This window comes from Comamonas aquatica, from assembly GCF_018064205.1.
Lineage (GTDB): Bacteria > Pseudomonadota > Gammaproteobacteria > Burkholderiales > Burkholderiaceae_C > Comamonas > Comamonas aquatica.
On the sequence record NZ_CP072916.1, the window covers coordinates 911,623 to 929,398 of the forward strand.

The 17,776-nt window shown below is 63.2% G+C and carries 17 protein-coding genes; 10 read left to right on the plus strand and 7 right to left on the minus strand.

Going from position 1 to position 17,776, the window contains the following annotated elements; all coding sequences use genetic code 11:
• Positions 1-13: 13 nt before the first annotated feature.
• Positions 14-1,150, minus strand: a complete 1,137-nt coding sequence (moaA, locus tag KAQ61_RS04265; RefSeq protein ID WP_210930604.1) for a GTP 3',8-cyclase MoaA — start codon at positions 1,148-1,150, stop codon at positions 14-16.
• A gap of 26 nt (positions 1,151-1,176) precedes the next feature.
• The gene (locus tag KAQ61_RS04270; protein WP_210930605.1) at positions 1,177-1,785 is read right to left on the minus strand and encodes a DUF2889 domain-containing protein; all 609 of its coding nucleotides are present in this window, start codon (positions 1,783-1,785) and stop codon (positions 1,177-1,179) included.
• Positions 1,786-2,061: 276 nt separating this feature from the next.
• On the opposite strand from KAQ61_RS04270, the gene KAQ61_RS04275 reads away from it, so the two are divergent.
• The 5 genes from KAQ61_RS04275 (at position 2,062) to KAQ61_RS04295 (ending at position 7,457) form a co-directional block, all read left to right on the plus strand.
• Entirely contained in the window at positions 2,062-2,592 is a 531-nt protein-coding gene (locus KAQ61_RS04275) for an Mpo1 family 2-hydroxy fatty acid dioxygenase (RefSeq protein ID WP_210930606.1), read from the plus strand.
• A gap of 120 nt (positions 2,593-2,712) precedes the next feature.
• Positions 2,713-3,243, plus strand: coding sequence for an inorganic diphosphatase (ppa, locus tag KAQ61_RS04280; RefSeq protein ID WP_042413367.1), 531 nt, complete (start codon positions 2,713-2,715; stop codon positions 3,241-3,243).
• 134 nt (positions 3,244-3,377) lie between these two features.
• Complete coding sequence (locus tag KAQ61_RS18930; RefSeq protein ID WP_210930607.1) at positions 3,378-5,162, plus strand: methyl-accepting chemotaxis protein; 1,785 nt, start codon at positions 3,378-3,380, stop codon at positions 5,160-5,162.
• 254 nt (positions 5,163-5,416) lie between these two features.
• Positions 5,417-7,063, plus strand: a complete 1,647-nt coding sequence (locus KAQ61_RS04290; RefSeq protein ID WP_210930608.1) for an NAD+ synthase — start codon at positions 5,417-5,419, stop codon at positions 7,061-7,063.
• A 55-nt stretch (positions 7,064-7,118) separates the two neighbouring features.
• On the plus strand, positions 7,119-7,457 hold the full coding sequence (locus tag KAQ61_RS04295) for a P-II family nitrogen regulator (RefSeq protein WP_042413359.1): 339 nt from the start codon (positions 7,119-7,121) through the stop codon (positions 7,455-7,457).
• A 76-nt stretch (positions 7,458-7,533) separates the two neighbouring features.
• Here KAQ61_RS04295 and KAQ61_RS04300 read toward each other — a convergent pair whose 3' ends face one another.
• The 5 genes from KAQ61_RS04300 to KAQ61_RS04320 form a co-directional block, all read right to left on the minus strand.
• The gene (locus KAQ61_RS04300) at positions 7,534-8,130 is read right to left on the minus strand and encodes an LOG family protein (protein WP_042413390.1); all 597 of its coding nucleotides are present in this window, start codon (positions 8,128-8,130) and stop codon (positions 7,534-7,536) included.
• A 39-nt stretch (positions 8,131-8,169) separates the two neighbouring features.
• Positions 8,170-8,709, minus strand: a complete 540-nt coding sequence (locus tag KAQ61_RS04305; RefSeq protein ID WP_210930609.1) for an RDD family protein — start codon at positions 8,707-8,709, stop codon at positions 8,170-8,172.
• A gap of 35 nt (positions 8,710-8,744) precedes the next feature.
• Positions 8,745-9,599, minus strand: coding sequence for a DUF3106 domain-containing protein (locus KAQ61_RS04310; RefSeq protein ID WP_244983051.1), 855 nt, complete (start codon positions 9,597-9,599; stop codon positions 8,745-8,747).
• Between the two features lie 129 nt (positions 9,600-9,728).
• A complete protein-coding gene (locus KAQ61_RS04315) occupies positions 9,729-10,199 on the minus strand; it encodes a DUF3619 family protein (protein WP_210930611.1) in 471 nt (156 codons plus the stop codon).
• Entirely contained in the window at positions 10,196-10,768 is a 573-nt protein-coding gene (locus KAQ61_RS04320; protein ID WP_042413356.1) for an RNA polymerase sigma factor, read from the minus strand. The genes KAQ61_RS04315 and KAQ61_RS04320 overlap by 4 nt, the downstream gene beginning before the upstream one ends.
• A 296-nt stretch (positions 10,769-11,064) precedes the next feature.
• Between KAQ61_RS04320 and KAQ61_RS04325 the strand changes: the two genes are divergently transcribed.
• From KAQ61_RS04325 to leuA, 5 genes are all read left to right on the plus strand, one after another.
• Positions 11,065-12,852 (plus strand): acetolactate synthase 3 catalytic subunit, encoded by a 1,788-nt coding sequence (locus tag KAQ61_RS04325; RefSeq protein WP_210930612.1) that lies wholly within the window; start codon positions 11,065-11,067, stop codon positions 12,850-12,852.
• Between the two features lie 177 nt (positions 12,853-13,029).
• On the plus strand, positions 13,030-13,521 hold the full coding sequence (gene ilvN / locus KAQ61_RS04330) for an acetolactate synthase small subunit (protein ID WP_042413352.1): 492 nt from the start codon (positions 13,030-13,032) through the stop codon (positions 13,519-13,521).
• Between the two features lie 82 nt (positions 13,522-13,603).
• Complete coding sequence (ilvC, locus tag KAQ61_RS04335; protein WP_043382180.1) at positions 13,604-14,620, plus strand: ketol-acid reductoisomerase; 1,017 nt, start codon at positions 13,604-13,606, stop codon at positions 14,618-14,620.
• Positions 14,621-14,817: 197 nt separating this feature from the next.
• Positions 14,818-15,654, plus strand: a complete 837-nt coding sequence (gene pssA / locus KAQ61_RS04340; protein ID WP_042413346.1) for a CDP-diacylglycerol--serine O-phosphatidyltransferase — start codon at positions 14,818-14,820, stop codon at positions 15,652-15,654.
• Positions 15,655-15,882: 228 nt separating this feature from the next.
• Complete coding sequence (gene leuA, locus KAQ61_RS04345) at positions 15,883-17,550, plus strand: 2-isopropylmalate synthase (protein WP_210931701.1); 1,668 nt, start codon at positions 15,883-15,885, stop codon at positions 17,548-17,550.
• The last annotated feature ends 226 nt before the right edge of the window (positions 17,551-17,776 follow it).

Consider the following 17,776-nt stretch of genomic DNA (forward strand, 5'->3'; position numbering starts at 1 on the left):
GGGCGTTTGCCGATCAGCCACCGATGTAGCTCATCTCCACCCGCTTGCGGCCGGCGGCCGTGTCGGGCGGCAGGTTGGCGCGCAGTTCCGAATAGCGGTCATCGCGCTGGCCCCAGATGTGGGCGATTGCGTTGTTGATGGTGGCATCGTCGGAGGCGTTGCGCAGCAGCTCGCGCAGGTCCCAGCCCTGGTTGGCGAACAGGCACAGGTACAGGCGGCCTTCGGTGGACAGGCGGGCGCGGTTGCAGTCACCGCAAAAGGCCTGGGTCACGCTGCTGATGACGCCGATCTCGCCCAGGCTGGGATCGTGGCGGCCATCGGCCCCGGCGTAGCCCCAGCGTTGGGCGGTCTCGCCGACGGTCGTGGGTTCCAGTGGCACCAGGGGCATGTCGGCATCGATCAGCCGCACCACGTCGGCCGAGGGCAGCACGTCGTCCATGCACCAGCCGTTGGTGGCGCCCACGTCCATGTATTCGATGAAGCGCAGCGTCACGCCCGTGCCACGGAAGTGGCGCGCCATGGGCAGGATCTGGTCCACATTGGTGCTGCGCTTGACCACCATGTTGACCTTGATGTGCGACAGCCCCGCCGTGCGGGCGGCCTCGATGCCATCGAGCACATCGGAGACGGGGAAGTCCACATCGTTCATGCGGCGGAACACGGCGTCGTCCAGACCGTCCAGGCTGACCGTGACGCGCTGCAGGCCGGCGTCCTTCAGCGACTGGGCCTTGCGGCGCAGCAGCGAGCCGTTGGTGGTGAGGGTGATGTCCAGGGCCTGGCCTTCGGGTGTGCGCAGGGCCGACAACTGGGTGATCAGGCGCTCCAGGTCCTTGCGCAGCAGGGGTTCGCCGCCGGTCAGGCGCAGCTTGCGCACGCCGTGCTGGGTGAAGAGACGGGCCAGTCGCGTGATCTCCTCGAAGCTCAGTAAGGCCTTGTGCGGCAGGTAGGCGTAGTCCTTGCCGAAGACTTCCTTGGGCATGCAGTACGCGCAGCGGAAGTTGCAGCGGTCGGTGACGCTGATGCGCAGGTCGCGCAGCGGCCGCGCGCGGCTATCCTGCAATTGCCCGGTGGGGACAATCGGCGCGGCGTTCAGGGGGGCCTGCAGCAGGCCATACCGTTGCTCGACCAGGGGAATCACGCGATCTACCATAGGCCAGCGATTGTGCCCGATGGTGTTCAGCCGTGCGGGGCTGTGGGGTTTGTAACAGCCGTGGCGGGGGGCAGGGCCGGGCCCTTGCCTTCGGGCAGGCGCCAGCCGGCGAATTGGGGGTAGTACTGGAGCACGGCGGGGCCGTGGAAGTCCCAGCCCGTGCAGCGCCCCAGATAGGCCGGGGGCTGGTCGGGCTTGGTGCTGAAGGCCGACACGATGCTCTGGAACGCAGCCGTCGCCATGTTGTTCAGCAGTTCGCGCAGGTGGGTGCAGCCCGCGATGCCGGCCAGGTGCGTGTCGATGGCTTTGCGCCAGCCGCGCGCCATGCTGCAGCCCACCATGCGCTGCATGCCGGCCAGGGCGCCGGGGCAGCCTTGCACCGGGTGCGCTTCCAGCGATGCCTCGATGGCCTGCACCACCAATCGGGTGTCCACGGTGACGCGGATCCGCATGTGGTGGATAGGGTCACCGGCCTTGCGCACGCCGCTGCCATTGGGGCGCGGCAGGTCGATGGCCTTGGTGTCCAGCAGCTCGCCTTCGATGTCCCACAGGCCGTCCGCGCGCTCGAAGCTGCGGTAGTGGACCTGGCGGATGTGCTGGGGGGTGCGTGAAATCGTGGGGGTGGAAAGGGGCATAGGCTTGGTGGGGTGGGGCCGGCAGCGCGTGTCCGGCCAGGGAGGGTGCCTTGGGCACTCCACATCCCCCGCCGCGCTGCCACAACGTGGCGGCGATTGTCGGCAGTTGTGCGCCAGCGTGCAGTCACCCAGGCTACGCCTTGTGAGGAAAAAAGGCCTGTAGCGCGCATGCAGCCTGCGCATTCAGCTATCTAAATTTCTAAGGGCAAGCCCTGTAGACAGCGCGTGGCCCCTCCACCAGCATGCAAGGGTCTTAGCGTTGCCCGGGAGGCCGTGATGAAAACCTTGGTGGACCAGTTGGCACAGTACGCGGAGTACCACCGCGATGGGCGCAACATCCTGACGCATTTTGTGGGCGTGCCGATGATTCTGTTCGCCGTGGTGATCCTGCTGTCGCGCCCCGGCTGGGCCTGGGGGGACAGTGGCCTGGTCGTCAGCCCTGCGGTGCTGGCGGCCCTGGCCGCCTCGGTGTACTACACGCTGCTGGACACCCGCTACGGCATCGCCCTGGCCGTGGTGCTGGGGGGCATGTTGTCCGTGGGCGTGTGGCTGGCCCAGCAGACCACGGCGTTGTGGCTGGGCTGGGGTGTGGGGCTGTTTGTGGTGGGCTGGGTCATCCAGTTCGTGGGCCATTACTGGGAAGGGCGCAAGCCGGCCTTCATGGACGACATCGTCGGCCTGCTGATCGGGCCGCTGTTCGTGCTGGCGGAAATGGGCTTTGCGCTGGGGCTGCGCAAGGAGGTGCAACAGGCCATTGAGGCCCGCTCCGGTCCCGTGCGCCATGGCGCGCGTCCCGCCTCACTGTGAGCGGCACAAGGCCGGGTGGCGCGGATATTCCAGCGCACTGCAAGAAGTCAGCAAGGGCATGCCTCTAAAATCCTCGGGTTGCCCCTCGCGGGGTTTTGTTTCACAACCTGATCAAACATCATGTCCTTCGAAAAGCTGACACCCGGCAAGAACGCCCCTGAAACCTTCAACGTGGTGATCGAGATCGCCGCCAACTCCGATCCCGTGAAGTACGAAGTGGACAAGGAAACCGGCTGCGTGTTCGTGGACCGTTTCATGGGCACCGCCATGCACTACCCCGTGAACTACGGCTATGTGCCCCAGACCCTGGCGGGTGACGGTGACCCCGTGGACGTGCTGGTGATGACCCCCTTCCCGCTGCCCTCCGGCGTGGTCGTGCCTTGCCGTGCCATCGGCATCCTGCACATGGAAGATGAAGGCGGCGTGGACGGCAAGGTGCTGGCCGTGCCCACCAAGAAGATCCTGCCTGCCTACGAGAAGATCGAAAGCCTGGCCGACGTGCACGAGCTGACCCTGAACCAGATCGCCCACTTCTTCGAACACTACAAGGACCTGGAAAAGGGCAAGTGGGTGAAGGTGCTGGGTTGGAAGGGCGTGGACGAGGCCCACAAGGAAATCGTGGACGGCATCGCCAACTACAACAAGGCCTAAAAATTTCATTTGCGAAACCTGGTTTTCGCAAATAGAACGCAAAAACCTTTGTAATTGTTTGTTAATGTGCAGACCCTTGGCGGGGTCTGCATTTTTTTTGTCCTTGTTCGGCCCCGCATCCACTTGGAGACGAGATGTTTTTGGCAAATATGCGGATGGCCACCAAGCTGGGGGCCGGGTTTGCACTGGTCACGTTGCTCACGCTGGCGCTTGGCAGCATTTCTTTGTGGCAGATGCGGCAGATGGATGCCAGCACCCGGGCCGTGGTGCAGCACGCCATGCCCAGCGTGGTCGATGTCAGCAGCCTGCGCGAGCTGTGGAGCCGCTTGCGCCGTGCAGAAGCCGGCATCCTGAATGTGAACAGCGTGGCCGAAGTGGACGGCTATGTGGCCCAGATCACGCGGGTGCAGGAAGAGATCCAGGCGCACGAGCGCAGCTATGAATCCTTGGCGCGCCAGCCGCAGGAGCAGCAGCTCTGGGAGCGCTACCAGCAACTGCGTGGCCAGTATGCCCAGACGCATGCCAGCTTTGTGCAGCAGGCACGCGACAAGGACTACAGCCAGCCCGAAGGCGATCTGCTGTTGGGCGATGCCGTGACGAACTTCTACGTGGGCACGGCAGAGCCCGCGTTCGTGAACCTGCTGGATGCGCTGGGCCAGCTGTCCAGCGTCAACCGCGAGCAGGCCGACCAGACCGCCCAGGAGGCTGCGCGCAGCTACCAGTTTGCGGTGACCTGGGTACTGCTGGGCATGGGGCTGAGCGCTGCGGTGGCCCTGGTCTGGGGATGGTGGATCACCCGCACGGTGACCGTGCCGGTGAAGCAGGCGGTGCATGCGGCCTTGCAGATTGCCGAAGGCGATCTGACCCAGGACATTCCCCGCGGCGGACGCGATGAGATGGGCGTGCTGCTGCAGGAGCTGGTGTCCATGCGCGACAAGCTGGAGCGGGTGGTCAGCCATGTGCGCACCAATGCACAGGGCGTGCTGAGCTCGAGCGAGCAGATCGCCTCGGGCAACGCCGACCTGTCCGGCCGTACCGAGGAGCAGGCCAGCGCCTTGCAGCAGACGGCAGCGTCCATGGAGCAGATGTCTTCCACCGTGCGGCACAACGCGGACAGTGCGGCCCAGGCCAACCAGCTGGCCATGAATGCCTCGCAGGTCGCCGCCCGTGGCGGTGATGTCGTGGCGCGGGTGGTGGACACGATGAAAGGCATTGATGCCAGCAGCCAGAAGATTGCCGACATCATCGGCGTGATCGACGGGATTGCCTTCCAGACCAACATCCTGGCGCTGAATGCGGCAGTCGAAGCCGCCCGCGCGGGCGAGCAGGGCCGCGGCTTTGCTGTGGTCGCAGGTGAGGTGCGCGCCCTGGCGGGCCGCAGCGCCGACGCGGCCAAGGAAATCAAGCTGCTGATCACCGAAAGCGTGGACCGCGTGGGGCAGGGCAGCCATCTGGTGGCCGAGGCCGGCGCCACGATGCAGGAGGTGGTCACGGCCATCCGCCATGTCTCCGATCTGGTGGGCGAGATCAGCGCCGCCAGCAACGAGCAAAGCCAGGGTGTGGGGCAGGTGAGTGATGCGATTGCGCAGATGGACCAGGTGACCCAGCAAAATGCCGCCCTGGTCGAGGAAAGCGCGGCCGCCGCGCTGGGCCTGCAGCACCAGGCCAAGCAACTGGTGGACGCGGTGTCCAGCTTCAAGGTCAAGCCGGCGCAGGCCGCCGTGCTGTCGCGCACCGCGGCACGGCCGGTCGCCCTGCCTGCGCAGGCCGTGCCCCGGACGGCTTCGGTGGCGCTGGCATCCGCTGCGCCCACAGCACCTGGAGGCCGCACCCAGGCCGTGGCCGAAACGGCGCCTGTCCCCGCGGCCAAACCGGCCCTGGCCGCCACGGCGCGTGAGGATGACTGGGAGTCCTTCTGAGGCACACGCCGGGTGGCGTGCCGGGCAGGCCGCCATCGCCAAGCCTCCTGCCTTCGGGGCTTGGCTTGTTATCTGGGAAGTCTGCGATGGCGGCGTTGGTGCGTACCGAAGTGCAGGGATGGCCTGCAATTTCCTTGCGGCCGTCGCAATCCTGTGAGGGAGTGATAATCGCTTTCTTTGCCTGCCAGGGTGTGTGACAAGGCGCACAGGCAGCAACGCTTGGTGTTTTGGCAGGCCTGCGGGCTTTAATTTTCATGACCACTTCCATCTGCATTGCTCAGCTCAATTTCACGGTCGGAGACTTGAGCGGTAACGCACAAAAAATTATCGAAGCCGCCCAGCAAGCCCATGCCCAGGGCGCTGCCTTGCTGATGACGCCGGAGCTGGCTTTGTGTGGTTATGCGGCCGAGGATCTGTTCCTGCGGCCTTCGTTCCAGCAGGCCAGCGATGCTGCGCTGCAGCAGGTTGTTGCCGCCAGCGCTGCCTGGCCAGACCTGCGCCTGCTGGTGGGCTGCACCCAGGCGGTACCGGGTACCCTGCACCGCCAGAACACAGCGGTCTGGATCGGTCAGGGCCGGGTGTTGGGGCAGTATGTCAAGCATGCGCTGCCCAACTATGGCGTGTTCGATGAGCTGCGCTATTTCACACCGGGCCAGCAGGCCTGCGTGGTGGAGGTGGGGGGTGTCAAGGCAGGGGTGCTGATTTGTGAGGATGCCTGGGTCACCGGTCCCGCGCAGGCGGCCAAGGCTGCCGGGGCCCAGATGCTGCTGGTGCTGAATGCCTCGCCCTACCACCTGGGCAAACAGTCCGAGCGTGAGGCCGTGCTGGCGCAGCGTGCCATGGAAACCGGCTTGCCCGTGGTGTATGCCCACATGGTGGGCGGGCAGGACGAGCTGGTGTTCGATGGGGGCAGCTTTGCCTTGCAGGCTGATGGCACCGTGGCCATGCGGGCGCCTGCGTTCCAGCAGGTGCTGGCACAGGTGGCTGTCCAGCCGCAGGCCGACGGCGTGCAGCTGGCGGGCCAGGTTACCCCCGTCCAGGACGACAACGCCGCCCTGTGGGATGCCCTGGTGCTGGCCGTGCGGGATTACGTCGGCAAGAATGGGTTTCCGGGGGCTTTGCTGGGCTTGTCGGGTGGCATCGACTCCGCCTTGGTGCTGGCGATTGCCGTGGATGCGCTGGGCAAGGACCGCGTGCGTACGGTCATGATGCCCTCGCCCTATACCGCGGACATCAGCTGGAAAGATGCGCAGGAAATGGCCGATCGCGTGGGCGTGCACCATGAGGTGATCGACATTGCGCCGCAGTTTGAAGCCTTCAAGGCCGCCCTGTCCACCCAGTTTCAGGGGCGAGCCGAAGACACCACCGAAGAGAATCTGCAGGCGCGCATCCGCGGCACGCTGTTGATGGCGCTGTCCAACAAGTTTGGCGCCGTGGTGCTGACCACCGGCAACAAGAGCGAAATGGCCACGGGCTACTGCACGCTGTACGGCGACATGGCCGGTGGCTTTGCCGTGATCAAGGATGTGCTGAAGACCCGGGTGTTTGCGCTGGCGCGCTGGCGCAATGCCAACGATCCCTTCGGGACCGGTCTGCACCCCATCCCCGAGCGCATCATCACCCGTCCGCCCAGCGCCGAGCTGCGCCCCGACCAGAAGGATGAGGACAGCCTGCCGCCGTACCCGGTGCTCGACGACATCGTGCGCCATTATGTGGAAAATGACGAGCCCATCGAAACCATCCTGGCCCAGGGGCACACGCCCGAAAATGTGGAGCGTGTGGTGCGTCTGATCCGCATCAATGAATACAAACGCCGGCAAGCCCCGGTGGGCCCGCGTCTGTCGCCGCGCAGTTTTGGCAAAGACTGGCGCTGCCCGATCACCAACGGCTTCAGGCGCTAGTGCCTGCTGGCTGCCCCTCTGTCTTAGTTTTGCAATTCAAATTGGAGTCCTCACCATGAAAATGATCACTGCCATCATCAAGCCTTTCAAGCTCGAAGAGGTGCGCGAAGCTCTGGCTGAGTGCGGCGTGACGGGCCTGACCGTGACGGAAGTGAAAGGCTTTGGCCGGCAGAAGGGTCACACGGAGCTGTACCGTGGCGCGGAGTATGTGGTGGACTTCCTGCCCAAGGTGAAGATTGAAGTGGCCGTGGCGACGGAAGATGCGGACCGCTGTGTCGATGCGATCGTGGCGGCTGCCCGGACGGGCAAGATCGGGGATGGCAAGATCTTCGTCACTGCCGTGGAAAAAGTGGTGCGCATTCGCACCGGTGACCTGGACAGCGCGGCGATCTGAGTGGCGCCGCACATGAAAAAAGCGATCTGGAAAGATCGCTTTTTTTGTGTGCAGGCCAGATGGCCGAGCCGGGAAGTCAGATCACTTCGCGCAGGTTCTGGCTTTCGGGGGCTGTGCCGGCCGATTCGACCAGGAACTTCAGCAATTCGGCCGGGCTGTCGCTGCTGCGGATCAGGTCCATTTGCCAGGCGCCCATGAAGCCCTGGTGCACGGTGGACTCCAGGAAGGCCAGCAGGTTGGTGTAGTAGCCCTCGACATTCAGCAGGCCGATGGGCTTGTCGTGGTACCCCAGCTGGCGCCATGTCCAGACTTCAAACAGCTCCTCGAAGGTGCCGATCCCGCCGGGCAGGGCCAGGAAAGCATTGCTGCGCTCGGCCATCATCGCCTTGCGCTCATGCATGGTGGTGACGATGTGCAGCTCATCGCACGCGGCGTTCGCCAGCTCCTTGTCGACCAGCGCCTGGGGAATGATACCGACCACGCGGCCACCGGCGGCCTTGGTGGCCTCGGCCACCATGCCCATCAGGCCGGTTTTTCCGCCACCGTACACCAGTTGCCCCCCGCGCAGGCCAATCCATGTGCCGACGGCGCGGGCCGCAGCTTCATAGGCAGCAGCTTCGCCGGGGCGCGAGCCGCAGTAAACGCAGATGGAAAAAGCAGGGGGCTGGTGCATGGGGAAATCCTTGGTGGTGGCCGCCAACGTCCGCAATCCTCAGGGTTGAGGGCGGGGCGGGGTCAATGCGGCGGGCTCGGCCACCAGACGGGTGCCGGCCAGCACATCGTGCAAAAACTGGCGCTCGGGGTGAAAGCGGCTGAGCAAGGCCCACACGGCGACCCAGCCCGTGGTGAGCACGGCGACTTCGGCCCAGGGCAGGTGGAACGGCGCCAGCAATGCCAGCGGGGGCAGCAACCACAGCCAGCACAGGGCGTACCGTGCCAGCGCACGCACGCGTGTCAGTGGCCGGCCTTGCTGGTCCACGACGCGGATGTGCCAGGTCTTCATGGCCAGGGTCTGGCCCTTGCTCCAGAACCACGCAAAGTAAATGCCGAGCACCAGGAACAACAGGGCCTGCAGTGCCTTGGGCGACAGGGGGTGAGCAAACAGGACGCCTGCGCTTCCCAGCACCAGCCCACCGACGAACACGACGCCAAACAGCAGCAGGCTTTCGTACAGCCAGCAGGCCATGCGCCGGCGCAGGCTGGGTGCTTGCAGAGGGGCGATCGACAACGGGGAGGGTGCGGATGGGGGCATGCAGGCTCGATGGGCAGCTTCCGGGCGGAAGGGGGTTATTGTGCCGCGGCGGGAGCTGGGGGATGTGCAGCAGGCGGCTGCGTTGCAGTGGCCGGTTGGTGGGGATCCGTGGCGGGGTGCAGGGGCGGAAGCACCAGGGCCGGGGCTGCTTGTGGGACGGCCACGGGCTGGCTGGCCGCTGCCGGAGCTTCAGGCTTGGCGCTTTTCTGTTCCAGGGGGGTCAGCTGCACCGCCGGGGCGGCTTGGGGGGTGAACACCGGCACGCTTTCCACCACCGAAGGTGTGGCCACGGGCTGGGTGATGACGGCAGGCAGTGGGGCGGTCTTGACCGGTTTGTCGTCCTTGACGGCCGGCGGCGCGGGGGGCGGCACCTGGGCCAGCCGGCGTTTGGATTTCTTGGCTGCCTTGGCCTTGCGGGCCTGCTCGGCCAGGCGCTGCTTTTCGGCTTCGCTCAGGGCCTGGTAGGCATCCCATTTTGACTGCAGTTCCTCTGCAGACAAGCGCTTTGCGCTCTCAAAATTGATACGGGCCTGGTTGCGCTGCTGGACGCTCAGGTTGGCCCAGGTGGTCATGCGGCTGACCAGGCGATTGCGCTCGGCCTCATCCATGGTGGGATAACGGTCTGCAAGCACCAGCCAGCGGCGCTTGGCGAGGGCGCCCATGGTGTTCCAGCGATCGCGCAAGGGCATGAGCGCCTGGCGCTGGGCTTCGCTGATTTCGCGCCAGCTGGGGCCGGCTGCGCTCAGACGCAGGCGCGAGTGGGTGTCGGTGGTCAGGGAGGCTCCATCCCCTTGCTCTTCCACGGCCATGCCTGGCGGCACGGCGCTGGGGACCATGGTGACTTGGTAACTGCTCCAGATGCCCCCTGCGGCCAAGCCCAGCAACAACACGCTCGCCAAGCCAATAGCGATCCAGGATGAGCGTGAAATTGTTGTGGGAGCAGAGGTCAGTGGCATGTAGGGCCGAGTGTAACAACTGCACACCAGCCCCAGGGGCTTGGTGCGGCAGGGAGCGGTTTGTTAGGGGGTGTCAGACACGGTGGTCTGCAAGTATTGCTGAAATCCCGGGTCGGTAAATGCCGCGGGAGGCAGCTCGCTGGTGAGCAGGGCCGCATCCACTTCGGCCACATCCACGGTGGCGCGGCTGTCTTGTTCTGCGCCGATGAATGCCAGACCCGCAACCAGGGCCACCAGCGGCAGGGCCGTCAGCAGGCGTTGCAGCCACAAAGGTGCGGAGTCACGCGAACCACCACGAGTTCCCAGAATAGCGGTTCCATTCTGGGTGCCCAGCAGAGTGGGAGCCGACTCCGTATGCAGGGCGCGCAGCGGCGCCGAGCTGCGTTTGCGCAGGGATACGGCTTGGACGCGGGCTGCACGCAGGCGCTCGGTGACCACATACGGCAGGTTGGCATCTGCAGAAGACAGGTGCGCAGCCAGCTTGCGGGCGAAGGTGTCGGCCGCAAGTTCATCATGGTGCGAAGGTGTGGTCATAACTCGATTCCTTTGGCTTTGAGCGCTTTGCTCAGCGATTGGATGGCGCGAAAACAGTGGGTTTTCACGCTGCCCTCTGAGCAGCCCATGGCGGCGGCGGTTTCCGCTACGTCCATGTCTTCCCAGTAACGCAGCAAAAACGCTTCCCGTTGACGCGCAGGCAAAGCTTGAATTTCATTTTCAATACTTTGTAACAATTGCGCGCGCTGGGTGAGGGCTTCGGCACTCTGGCTGGCTTCTTGCTGCTCGTCGGAGGCATAGGTCTGCATCCAATCAAACCGTTCATCGTCCGGGTCATCTCCATGCGCGAGGTCTTCCATATTGGTAAACAACGCGTTGCGGGTTTTCTGTCGCCGGAACCAGTCCAGGGTGCAGTTGGACAGGATGCGGTGGAACAGCATGGGCAGTTCCTGGGCGGGTTTGTCGCCGTAATGCTGCGCCAGTTTCAGCATGCTGTCTTGCACGATGTCCAAGGCGGCCTCCTCGTCGCGGACGTGGTAAACCGAGCGTTTGAACGCTCGTTTCTCCACGCCTTTCAGGAAGTCAGATAGCTCTTGTTCGGTGGCCAAGACAGAAGTGCCCGGTAAGTCGATAACGCACAAAATCCATGCAGCTGTAACTGGATGCATCTTGCGGCAAAGACCCTGATTATCGCATCGCGTTGGCAAACTGCCGAAAAGCGTTCGCCAAACCGTATGTTGCAGTGCCATAATGGGTACTTGCAATTCAACAAGGCAAACGGGCCAAGGTCCGGCGTACACCCTCACGCCCATGTCCTTTGGCCTTAAGTCCTGAACCTGTCCCACAAGGACGCTGGCGAGGGGCACCCAAGGTTTTTCGTTAGAGAAATTCACAAAGGTGGATCATGGAAATCTCCAAAGCAGAGCACGCCAACGCGGCGGCGGCCTCTTCGCAAGCTGGTACCCAGGAACTGATGGGTGCCGAAATCCTCGTCAAGTCACTGCAAGCTGAAGGTGTGAAGCACCTGTGGGGCTACCCAGGTGGCGCGGTGCTCTATATCTACGATGCGCTGTACAAGCAAGACAGCATCGAACATGTGCTGGTGCGCCATGAGCAGGCGGCCGTGCACGCCGCCGACGGCTTTGCCCGTGCCACTGGTGAAGTGGGCGTGGCACTGGTCACTTCCGGTCCTGGACTGACCAACGCCGTGACCGGCATTGCCACGGCCTATACCGATTCGATTCCGCTGGTGGTCATCAGCGGGCAGACCTCGGTGGCCGCCATCGGCACCGATGCCTTCCAGGAGTGCGACACCGTGGGCATCACCCGCCCCATCGTCAAGCACAACTTCCTGGTCAAGGATGTGCGCGACCTGGCGATCACCATGAAAAAGGCTTTTCATGTAGCGCGCACCGGCCGACCCGGCCCGGTGGTGGTCGATATTCCCAAGGACGTGTCCTTCAAGAAGGCGGCGTACAGCGGCTATCCACAAAGCGTGGAAATGCGTTCGTACAACCCGGCCAAGAAGGGGCACTCCGGCCAGATCCGCAAGGCCCTGCAACTGCTGCTGAGCGCCAAGCGCCCCTATATCTATACCGGTGGTGGCGTGCTGCTGGGCAATGCCTGCCCCGAACTGCGCACCTTGGTGGACATGCTGGGCTACCCCGTCACGCACACGCTGATGGGCCTGGGCGCTTACCCAGCCAGTGACCGCAAGTACCTGGGCATGCTGGGCATGCACGGCACGATCGAAGCCAACAACGCCATGCAGAACTGCGATGTGCTGTTGGCTGTGGGCGCGCGTTTTGACGACCGCGTGGTGGGCAACCCCAAGCACTTCATGTCGGTGGAGCGCAAGATCATCCACATCGACATCGATCCTTCCTCCATCTCCAAGCGCGTGAAGGTGGATGTGCCCATCGTGGGCGATGTGAAAGAGGTGCTGACCGAGTTGATCGCCATGGTGCGTGAAACCACGACCAAGCCCGACGACGGGGCCCTGGCCCAGTGGTGGACGCAGATCGAAGCCTGGCGCAGCCGCGACTGCCTGCAGTTCGACCGCGACAACAAGGCCGTCATCAAGCCCCAGTACGTGGTGGACACCTTGTTCAACATGACCCAGGGCGAAGACGTCTACGTCACCTCCGATGTGGGCCAGCACCAGATGTGGGCTGCGCAGTACTACCGCTTTGACGAGCCCCGCCGCTGGATCAACTCCGGTGGACTGGGCACCATGGGCGTGGGTCTGCCCTATGCCATGGGCATCAAGCTGGCCAAGCCGCAGGCGGAAGTCTTCTGCATCACGGGCGAAGGCTCGATCCAGATGAACATCCAGGAGCTGGCCACCTGCCGCCAGTACAACACCCCGGTGATCATCTGTGCGCTGAACAACCGCTACCTGGGCATGGTGCGGCAGTGGCAGGAGATCGAATACTCGGGCCGCTATTCCAGCAGCTACATGGATTCGCTGCCCGACTTCGTGAAGCTGGCCGAAGCCTACGGCCACGCCGGTATCTTGATCGAGGACCCTTCCCAGGTCGAAGCGGCCTTGAAGGAAGCGCGCCGGATTGCCCGCGAAGAGAACAAGTGCGTGTTCCTGGACTTCCGCACCGACCCCACGGAGAACGTGTTCCCCATGGTGCAGGCGGGTAAGGGCATCACCGAAATGCTGCTGGGGCCGGACGACCTCTGAGCATGCTTGTGAAAACATAGCTGCTGGCGCATGCCAGCACTATGTTTCCAAGTGATAGGAGTCGCAACCGCAAGCATGGCTTGCGCACGGTGCTCCGAACTTTGACGAATCTATTGTCTGCCAAGCCTGCGGCTTACCGGTCGCAGGGGAGGGCAGCGAAAAGAGGAATCCTTCACCATGAAACACATCATTGCCGTGCTGCTCGAAAACGAGCCCGGAGCCCTGTCGCGTGTTGTCGGCCTGTTCTCGGCCCGCGGCTACAACATCGAGTCGCTCACCGTGGCGCCGACGGAAGACCCGTCGCTGTCGCGCATGACCATCCAGACCACCGGTTCGGACGACATCATCGAGCAGATCACCAAGCACTTGAACCGCCTGATCGAAGTCGTGAAGGTGGTGGATCTGACCGAGGGCGCCTACACCGAGCGCGAACTCATGATGGTCAAGGTGCGCGCCGTGGGCAAGGAGCGCGAGGAGATGAAGCGCATGGCCGACATCTTCCGCGGTCGCATCATCGACGTGACCGAGAAAAGCTACACCATCGAGCTGACCGGCGACCAATCCAAGAACGATGCCTTCTTGCAGGCCATCGACCGCACCGCCATCCTGGAGACCGTGCGCACCGGTGCCTCGGGCATCGGCCGCGGCGAGCGCATTTTGCGTGTCTGAGGCAGAACCCCGTCGTTTGCCGCGTACACTGATTTTTTGAATTCCCAAGTTTCAACACCCCAACAAACCACTGGAGCCAACCATGAAAGTTTTCTACGACAAAGACTGTGACCTGAGCCTGATCAAGGGCAAGACCGTGGCCATCATCGGCTACGGCAGCCAAGGCCACGCCCACGCCCAGAACCTGAATGACAGCGGCGTGAAGGTCATTGTCGGTCTGCGCAAGGGCGGCTCTTCCTGGGACAAGGTCGGCAAGGCTGGCCTGACCGTGATGGAAGTGAACGACGCGGTCAAAGCGGCCGACGTGGTCATGATCCTGCTGCCCGACGAGAACATCCCCGAGGTGTACAACAACAACGTGGCGCCCAACATCAAGCAGGGTGCTACCCTGGCGTTCGCCCACGGCTTCAACGTGCACTACAACCAGGTTGTGCCCCGCGCCGATCTGGACGTGATCATGGTCGCCCCCAAGGGCCCCGGCCATACCGTGCGCTCCGAATACCTGAAGGGCGGCGGCGTGCCTTCCCTGATCGCCATCTACCAGGACAAGTCCGGCAAGGCCCGTGACGTGGCCCTGTCCTATGCTTCCGCCAACGGCGGCGGCAAGGGCGGCATCATCGAGACCAACTTCAAGGAAGAAACCGAGACCGACCTGTTCGGCGAGCAGGCCGTGCTGTGCGGCGGTGCCGTGGAGCTGGTGAAGATGGGCTTCGAGACCCTGACCGAAGCGGGCTACGCTCCCGAAATGGCTTACTTCGAGTGCCTGCACGAGCTGAAGCTGATCGTGGACCTGATGTACGAAGGCGGTATCGCCAATATGAACTACTCCATCTCCAACAACGCGGAGTATGGCGAGTACGTGACCGGCCCCGAAGTCATCAACGAAGAATCCCGCAAGGCCATGCGCAACGCCCTGAAGCGCATCCAGAGCGGTGAATACGCCAAGATGTTCATCAGCGAAGGTCGCCTGAACTACCCCTCGATGACCGCCCGCCGTCGCCAGAACGCCGAGCACGCCATCGAGCAGGTCGGTGGCCAGCTGCGTTCCATGATGCCTTGGATCGCCAAGAACAAGCTGGTGGACCAGACCCGCAACTGATGCTGGTGCATCCCCTGCCGCAGCCTGGCTGCGGCAGCCCAAGGCCGCTGCCTGTGCAGTGGCCTTTTTCTTTGTTGGGGGCAAAGCCAACGCCGCTACACTGGCTGTCATCCAGATGGTGCAAGCCATCTGCTTAAAATACTATGGTTTTAATAGCTGCCGCGGATGCTTGCGGCAGCGCTCTGGAGGTGCATTACATGCATGACAGCAACGACGCCCAAGCGGGCGACGCCGGTGTGGTGGTTCGCAAGCGCCGCAAGGGCATTTACATCCTGCCCAACCTGTTCACGTTGGCCGCCTTGTTCGGCGGCTTCTATGCCATCGTTATGGCGATGAATGGCCGCTTCGATTTGGCAGCGATTGGCGTTTTCTGCGCCATGGTGCTGGACAGCCTGGATGGCCGCGTGGCCCGCATGACCAACACGCAAAGCGCGTTTGGCGAGCAGATGGATTCGTTGTGCGACATGGTCTCGTTTGGCGTGGCGCCAGCGCTGGTTGCCTATGAATGGGCGCTCAAGGGTCTGGGGCGCTGGGGCTGGATTGCTGCCTTCGTCTATTGCTCGTGCGCAGCGCTGCGTCTGGCGCGTTTCAACGTCAACACTGGCGTGGTGGACAAGCGCTGGTTCCAGGGCCTGCCTTCGCCCGCGGCGGCGGCGCTGGTCGTCGGCTTCATGTGGGTGCTGAACGACTACGGTGTGGTGCGCGGTGAAGATGGCGTGTTGACCTGGGTGCAACTGATGTGGGTGATGTTCTTCCTGACGCTGTACTCGGGTCTGACGATGGTCACCAACGTGCCTTTCTACAGCTTCAAGGACGTGAACATGAAGCGCAGCGTGCCGTTCGCTGCGATCGTGCTGATCGTGCTGGGCATCGCTATCATCAATATCCACACGCCCACCGTGCTGTTCGCCGTGTTCGCCATCTATGGCTTCAGCGGCTATGCCGTCTACGCCTGGCGCAAGTCCAAGGGCCAGCGCACCAGCGTGATCAGCACTTCCAAGGAAGAGCCGGAAGAACGCGGTTTGCACGATTGAGCACAAATGCGGGCAACACTTTCCCAGAAACTGTGCTAGAGTTGTTCGCATGCAAAACCTGTCGCTAGCTCTACTACTAACCATGTCCAACGGGCAGATCTAGTAGCGCGCGCGTACACACACCCTACTTCCCAGGCCCGTAGCTTCCAGCGACGGGCCTTTTTTGTTTGGGGTTGCTGGAGTCCAGGCCACATTTTCTTGATCCACGAAAGAGAGCGCCCCATGTCGATGTTGCAGAACCCCGCCAGCAAATACCGTCCTTTTGTGCCAGTGCGCCTGACCGATCGCACCTGGCCCGACGCCACCATCACCAAGCCACCGGTCTGGTGCAGTGTGGACCTGCGTGATGGCAACCAGGCCCTGATTGAGCCCATGGACATCGAGCGCAAGATTCGCATGTTCGAACAGCTGGTGAAGATCGGCTTCAAGGAGATCGAAGTCGGTTTCCCCTCGGCGTCGCAGATCGAATTCGACTTCATGCGCAAGCTGATCGAGGAAAAGCGCATTCCCGATGATGTGACCGTGCAGGTGCTGACCCAGGCGCGCGAACACCTGATCCGCCGCACTTTTGAAGCCTTGGAAGGCGTGCCCCGCGCCATCGTTCACCTCTACAACGCCACGGCCCCGGTGATGCGCCGCGTGGTGCTGGGCATGAGCGAGGACGAGATCGTCGAACTGGCCCGCAGCAATGCCCAACTGTTCAAGGACATTGCGGCCGACCACCCCAACACCGACTGGACCTTTGAATACTCGCCCGAGATGTACTCGGACACCGAGGTGGAGTTCTCCAAGCGCGTGATCGATGCCGTGACCGATGTCTGGCAGCCCACGCCGCAGAAGAAGTGCATCATCAACCTGCCCACCACGGTCGAGCACTCCAGCCCCAACATCTTTGCCGACATGGTGGAGTGGACCCACCGCCATGTGAACCGCCGCGACTCCATCGTGCTGTCGGTGCACCCGCACAACGACCGTGGCACGGGCACGGCCACCGCGGAAATGGCCTTGCTGGCCGGCGCCGACCGCTTGGAAGGCTGCCTGTTCGGCAATGGCGAGCGCACCGGCAACCTGGATGTGGTGAACGTGGCCTTGAACATGTACATCCAGGGCATCAACCCGGGCCTGGATTTCTCGGACATCGACGGCATCCGTGCCACGGTGGAGTACTGCAACCAGTTGCCTGTTCACCCCCGCCATCCCTATGTGGGCGAGCTGGTCTACACCTCGTTCTCGGGTTCGCACCAGGACGCGATCAAGAAGGCCTTCAGTGCGCGCCAGGAAGGCGACATCTGGGACATGCCTTATTTGCCGATCGACCCCAAGGACTTGGGCCGCAGCTACGAAGCCGTGATCCGCGTCAACAGCCAGTCCGGCAAGGGCGGCATTTCCTACCTGCTCGAAGCCGAATACGGTTTGCAGTTGCCCCGCCGCCTGCAGATCGAATTCAGCCAGGTGGTACAGCGTGAAATGGATGCCTTGGGCACCGAGTTCACCGCCAACCACCTGTGGCAGATCTTCCGCAAGGAATTCGGCATGGATGTGGCACAGGCCCCGCAATACCGTCTGGCAGAAGAAAACGGCGAGGTCACGCTGAATGCCAAGCTGCATTGGGACGGCCAGGAGCGCGTGCTCGAAGGCAAGGGCACCGGCCCTATCGATGCCTTCGTGCAGGCCCTGTCGCAATCCCTGGACCGCAGCGTGCGCGTGATGAACTACAGCGAGCATGCCGTGGGCGAGGGCGCCAACGCCCAGGCCGTGGCCTATGTGGAAGTGCGTGTGGACGACAGCCACACGGTGTTCGGTGTGGGCATGGATGCAAACATCGTCTCGGCGTCGATCCGTGCGATTTTGTCCGGTGTGCGACGCGCCCCGGCCGTGCAGACGGCGGCAGTCTGATGCAGCGCTCTGGTGGGCTTGCGCGGTGCGCGCAAGTGCCGCCGGGCTGCTGGCTTTCCGGATGGTGAAATTTGCCGCGTGACAGGCGGTATCGCAGGTGCCAGCTGCGATGCCGTCTGTATTGTTTGCTCTCAAATAAATGCGATTGAGTGCTAACTCCTTGCTACAAACGGTAGCGGCCGTCCTATAATTTCCCAAATTTCTGTCCAAAAAGTCGTGCAATTCG

Excerpts from the sequence above, each read along its gene's own strand:
- moaA (WP_210930604.1), bottom strand. The coding sequence starts at position 1,150 with ATGGTAGATCGCGTGATTCCCCTGGTCGAGCAACGGTATGGCCTGCTG.
- KAQ61_RS04270 (WP_210930605.1), bottom strand. The coding sequence starts at position 1,785 with ATGCCCCTTTCCACCCCCACGATTTCACGCACCCCCCAGCACATCCGC.
- KAQ61_RS04275 (WP_210930606.1), top strand. The coding sequence starts at position 2,062 with ATGAAAACCTTGGTGGACCAGTTGGCACAGTACGCGGAGTACCACCGC.
- ppa (WP_042413367.1), top strand. The coding sequence starts at position 2,713 with ATGTCCTTCGAAAAGCTGACACCCGGCAAGAACGCCCCTGAAACCTTC.
- KAQ61_RS18930 (WP_210930607.1), top strand. The coding sequence starts at position 3,378 with ATGTTTTTGGCAAATATGCGGATGGCCACCAAGCTGGGGGCCGGGTTT.
- KAQ61_RS04290 (WP_210930608.1), top strand. The coding sequence starts at position 5,417 with ATGACCACTTCCATCTGCATTGCTCAGCTCAATTTCACGGTCGGAGAC.
- KAQ61_RS04295 (WP_042413359.1), top strand. The coding sequence starts at position 7,119 with ATGAAAATGATCACTGCCATCATCAAGCCTTTCAAGCTCGAAGAGGTG.
- KAQ61_RS04300 (WP_042413390.1), bottom strand. The coding sequence starts at position 8,130 with ATGCACCAGCCCCCTGCTTTTTCCATCTGCGTTTACTGCGGCTCGCGC.
- KAQ61_RS04305 (WP_210930609.1), bottom strand. The coding sequence starts at position 8,709 with ATGCCCCCATCCGCACCCTCCCCGTTGTCGATCGCCCCTCTGCAAGCA.
- KAQ61_RS04315 (WP_210930611.1), bottom strand. The coding sequence starts at position 10,199 with ATGACCACACCTTCGCACCATGATGAACTTGCGGCCGACACCTTCGCC.
- KAQ61_RS04325 (WP_210930612.1), top strand. The coding sequence starts at position 11,065 with ATGGAAATCTCCAAAGCAGAGCACGCCAACGCGGCGGCGGCCTCTTCG.
- ilvN (WP_042413352.1), top strand. The coding sequence starts at position 13,030 with ATGAAACACATCATTGCCGTGCTGCTCGAAAACGAGCCCGGAGCCCTG.
- ilvC (WP_043382180.1), top strand. The coding sequence starts at position 13,604 with ATGAAAGTTTTCTACGACAAAGACTGTGACCTGAGCCTGATCAAGGGC.
- pssA (WP_042413346.1), top strand. The coding sequence starts at position 14,818 with ATGCATGACAGCAACGACGCCCAAGCGGGCGACGCCGGTGTGGTGGTT.
- leuA (WP_210931701.1), top strand. The coding sequence starts at position 15,883 with ATGTTGCAGAACCCCGCCAGCAAATACCGTCCTTTTGTGCCAGTGCGC.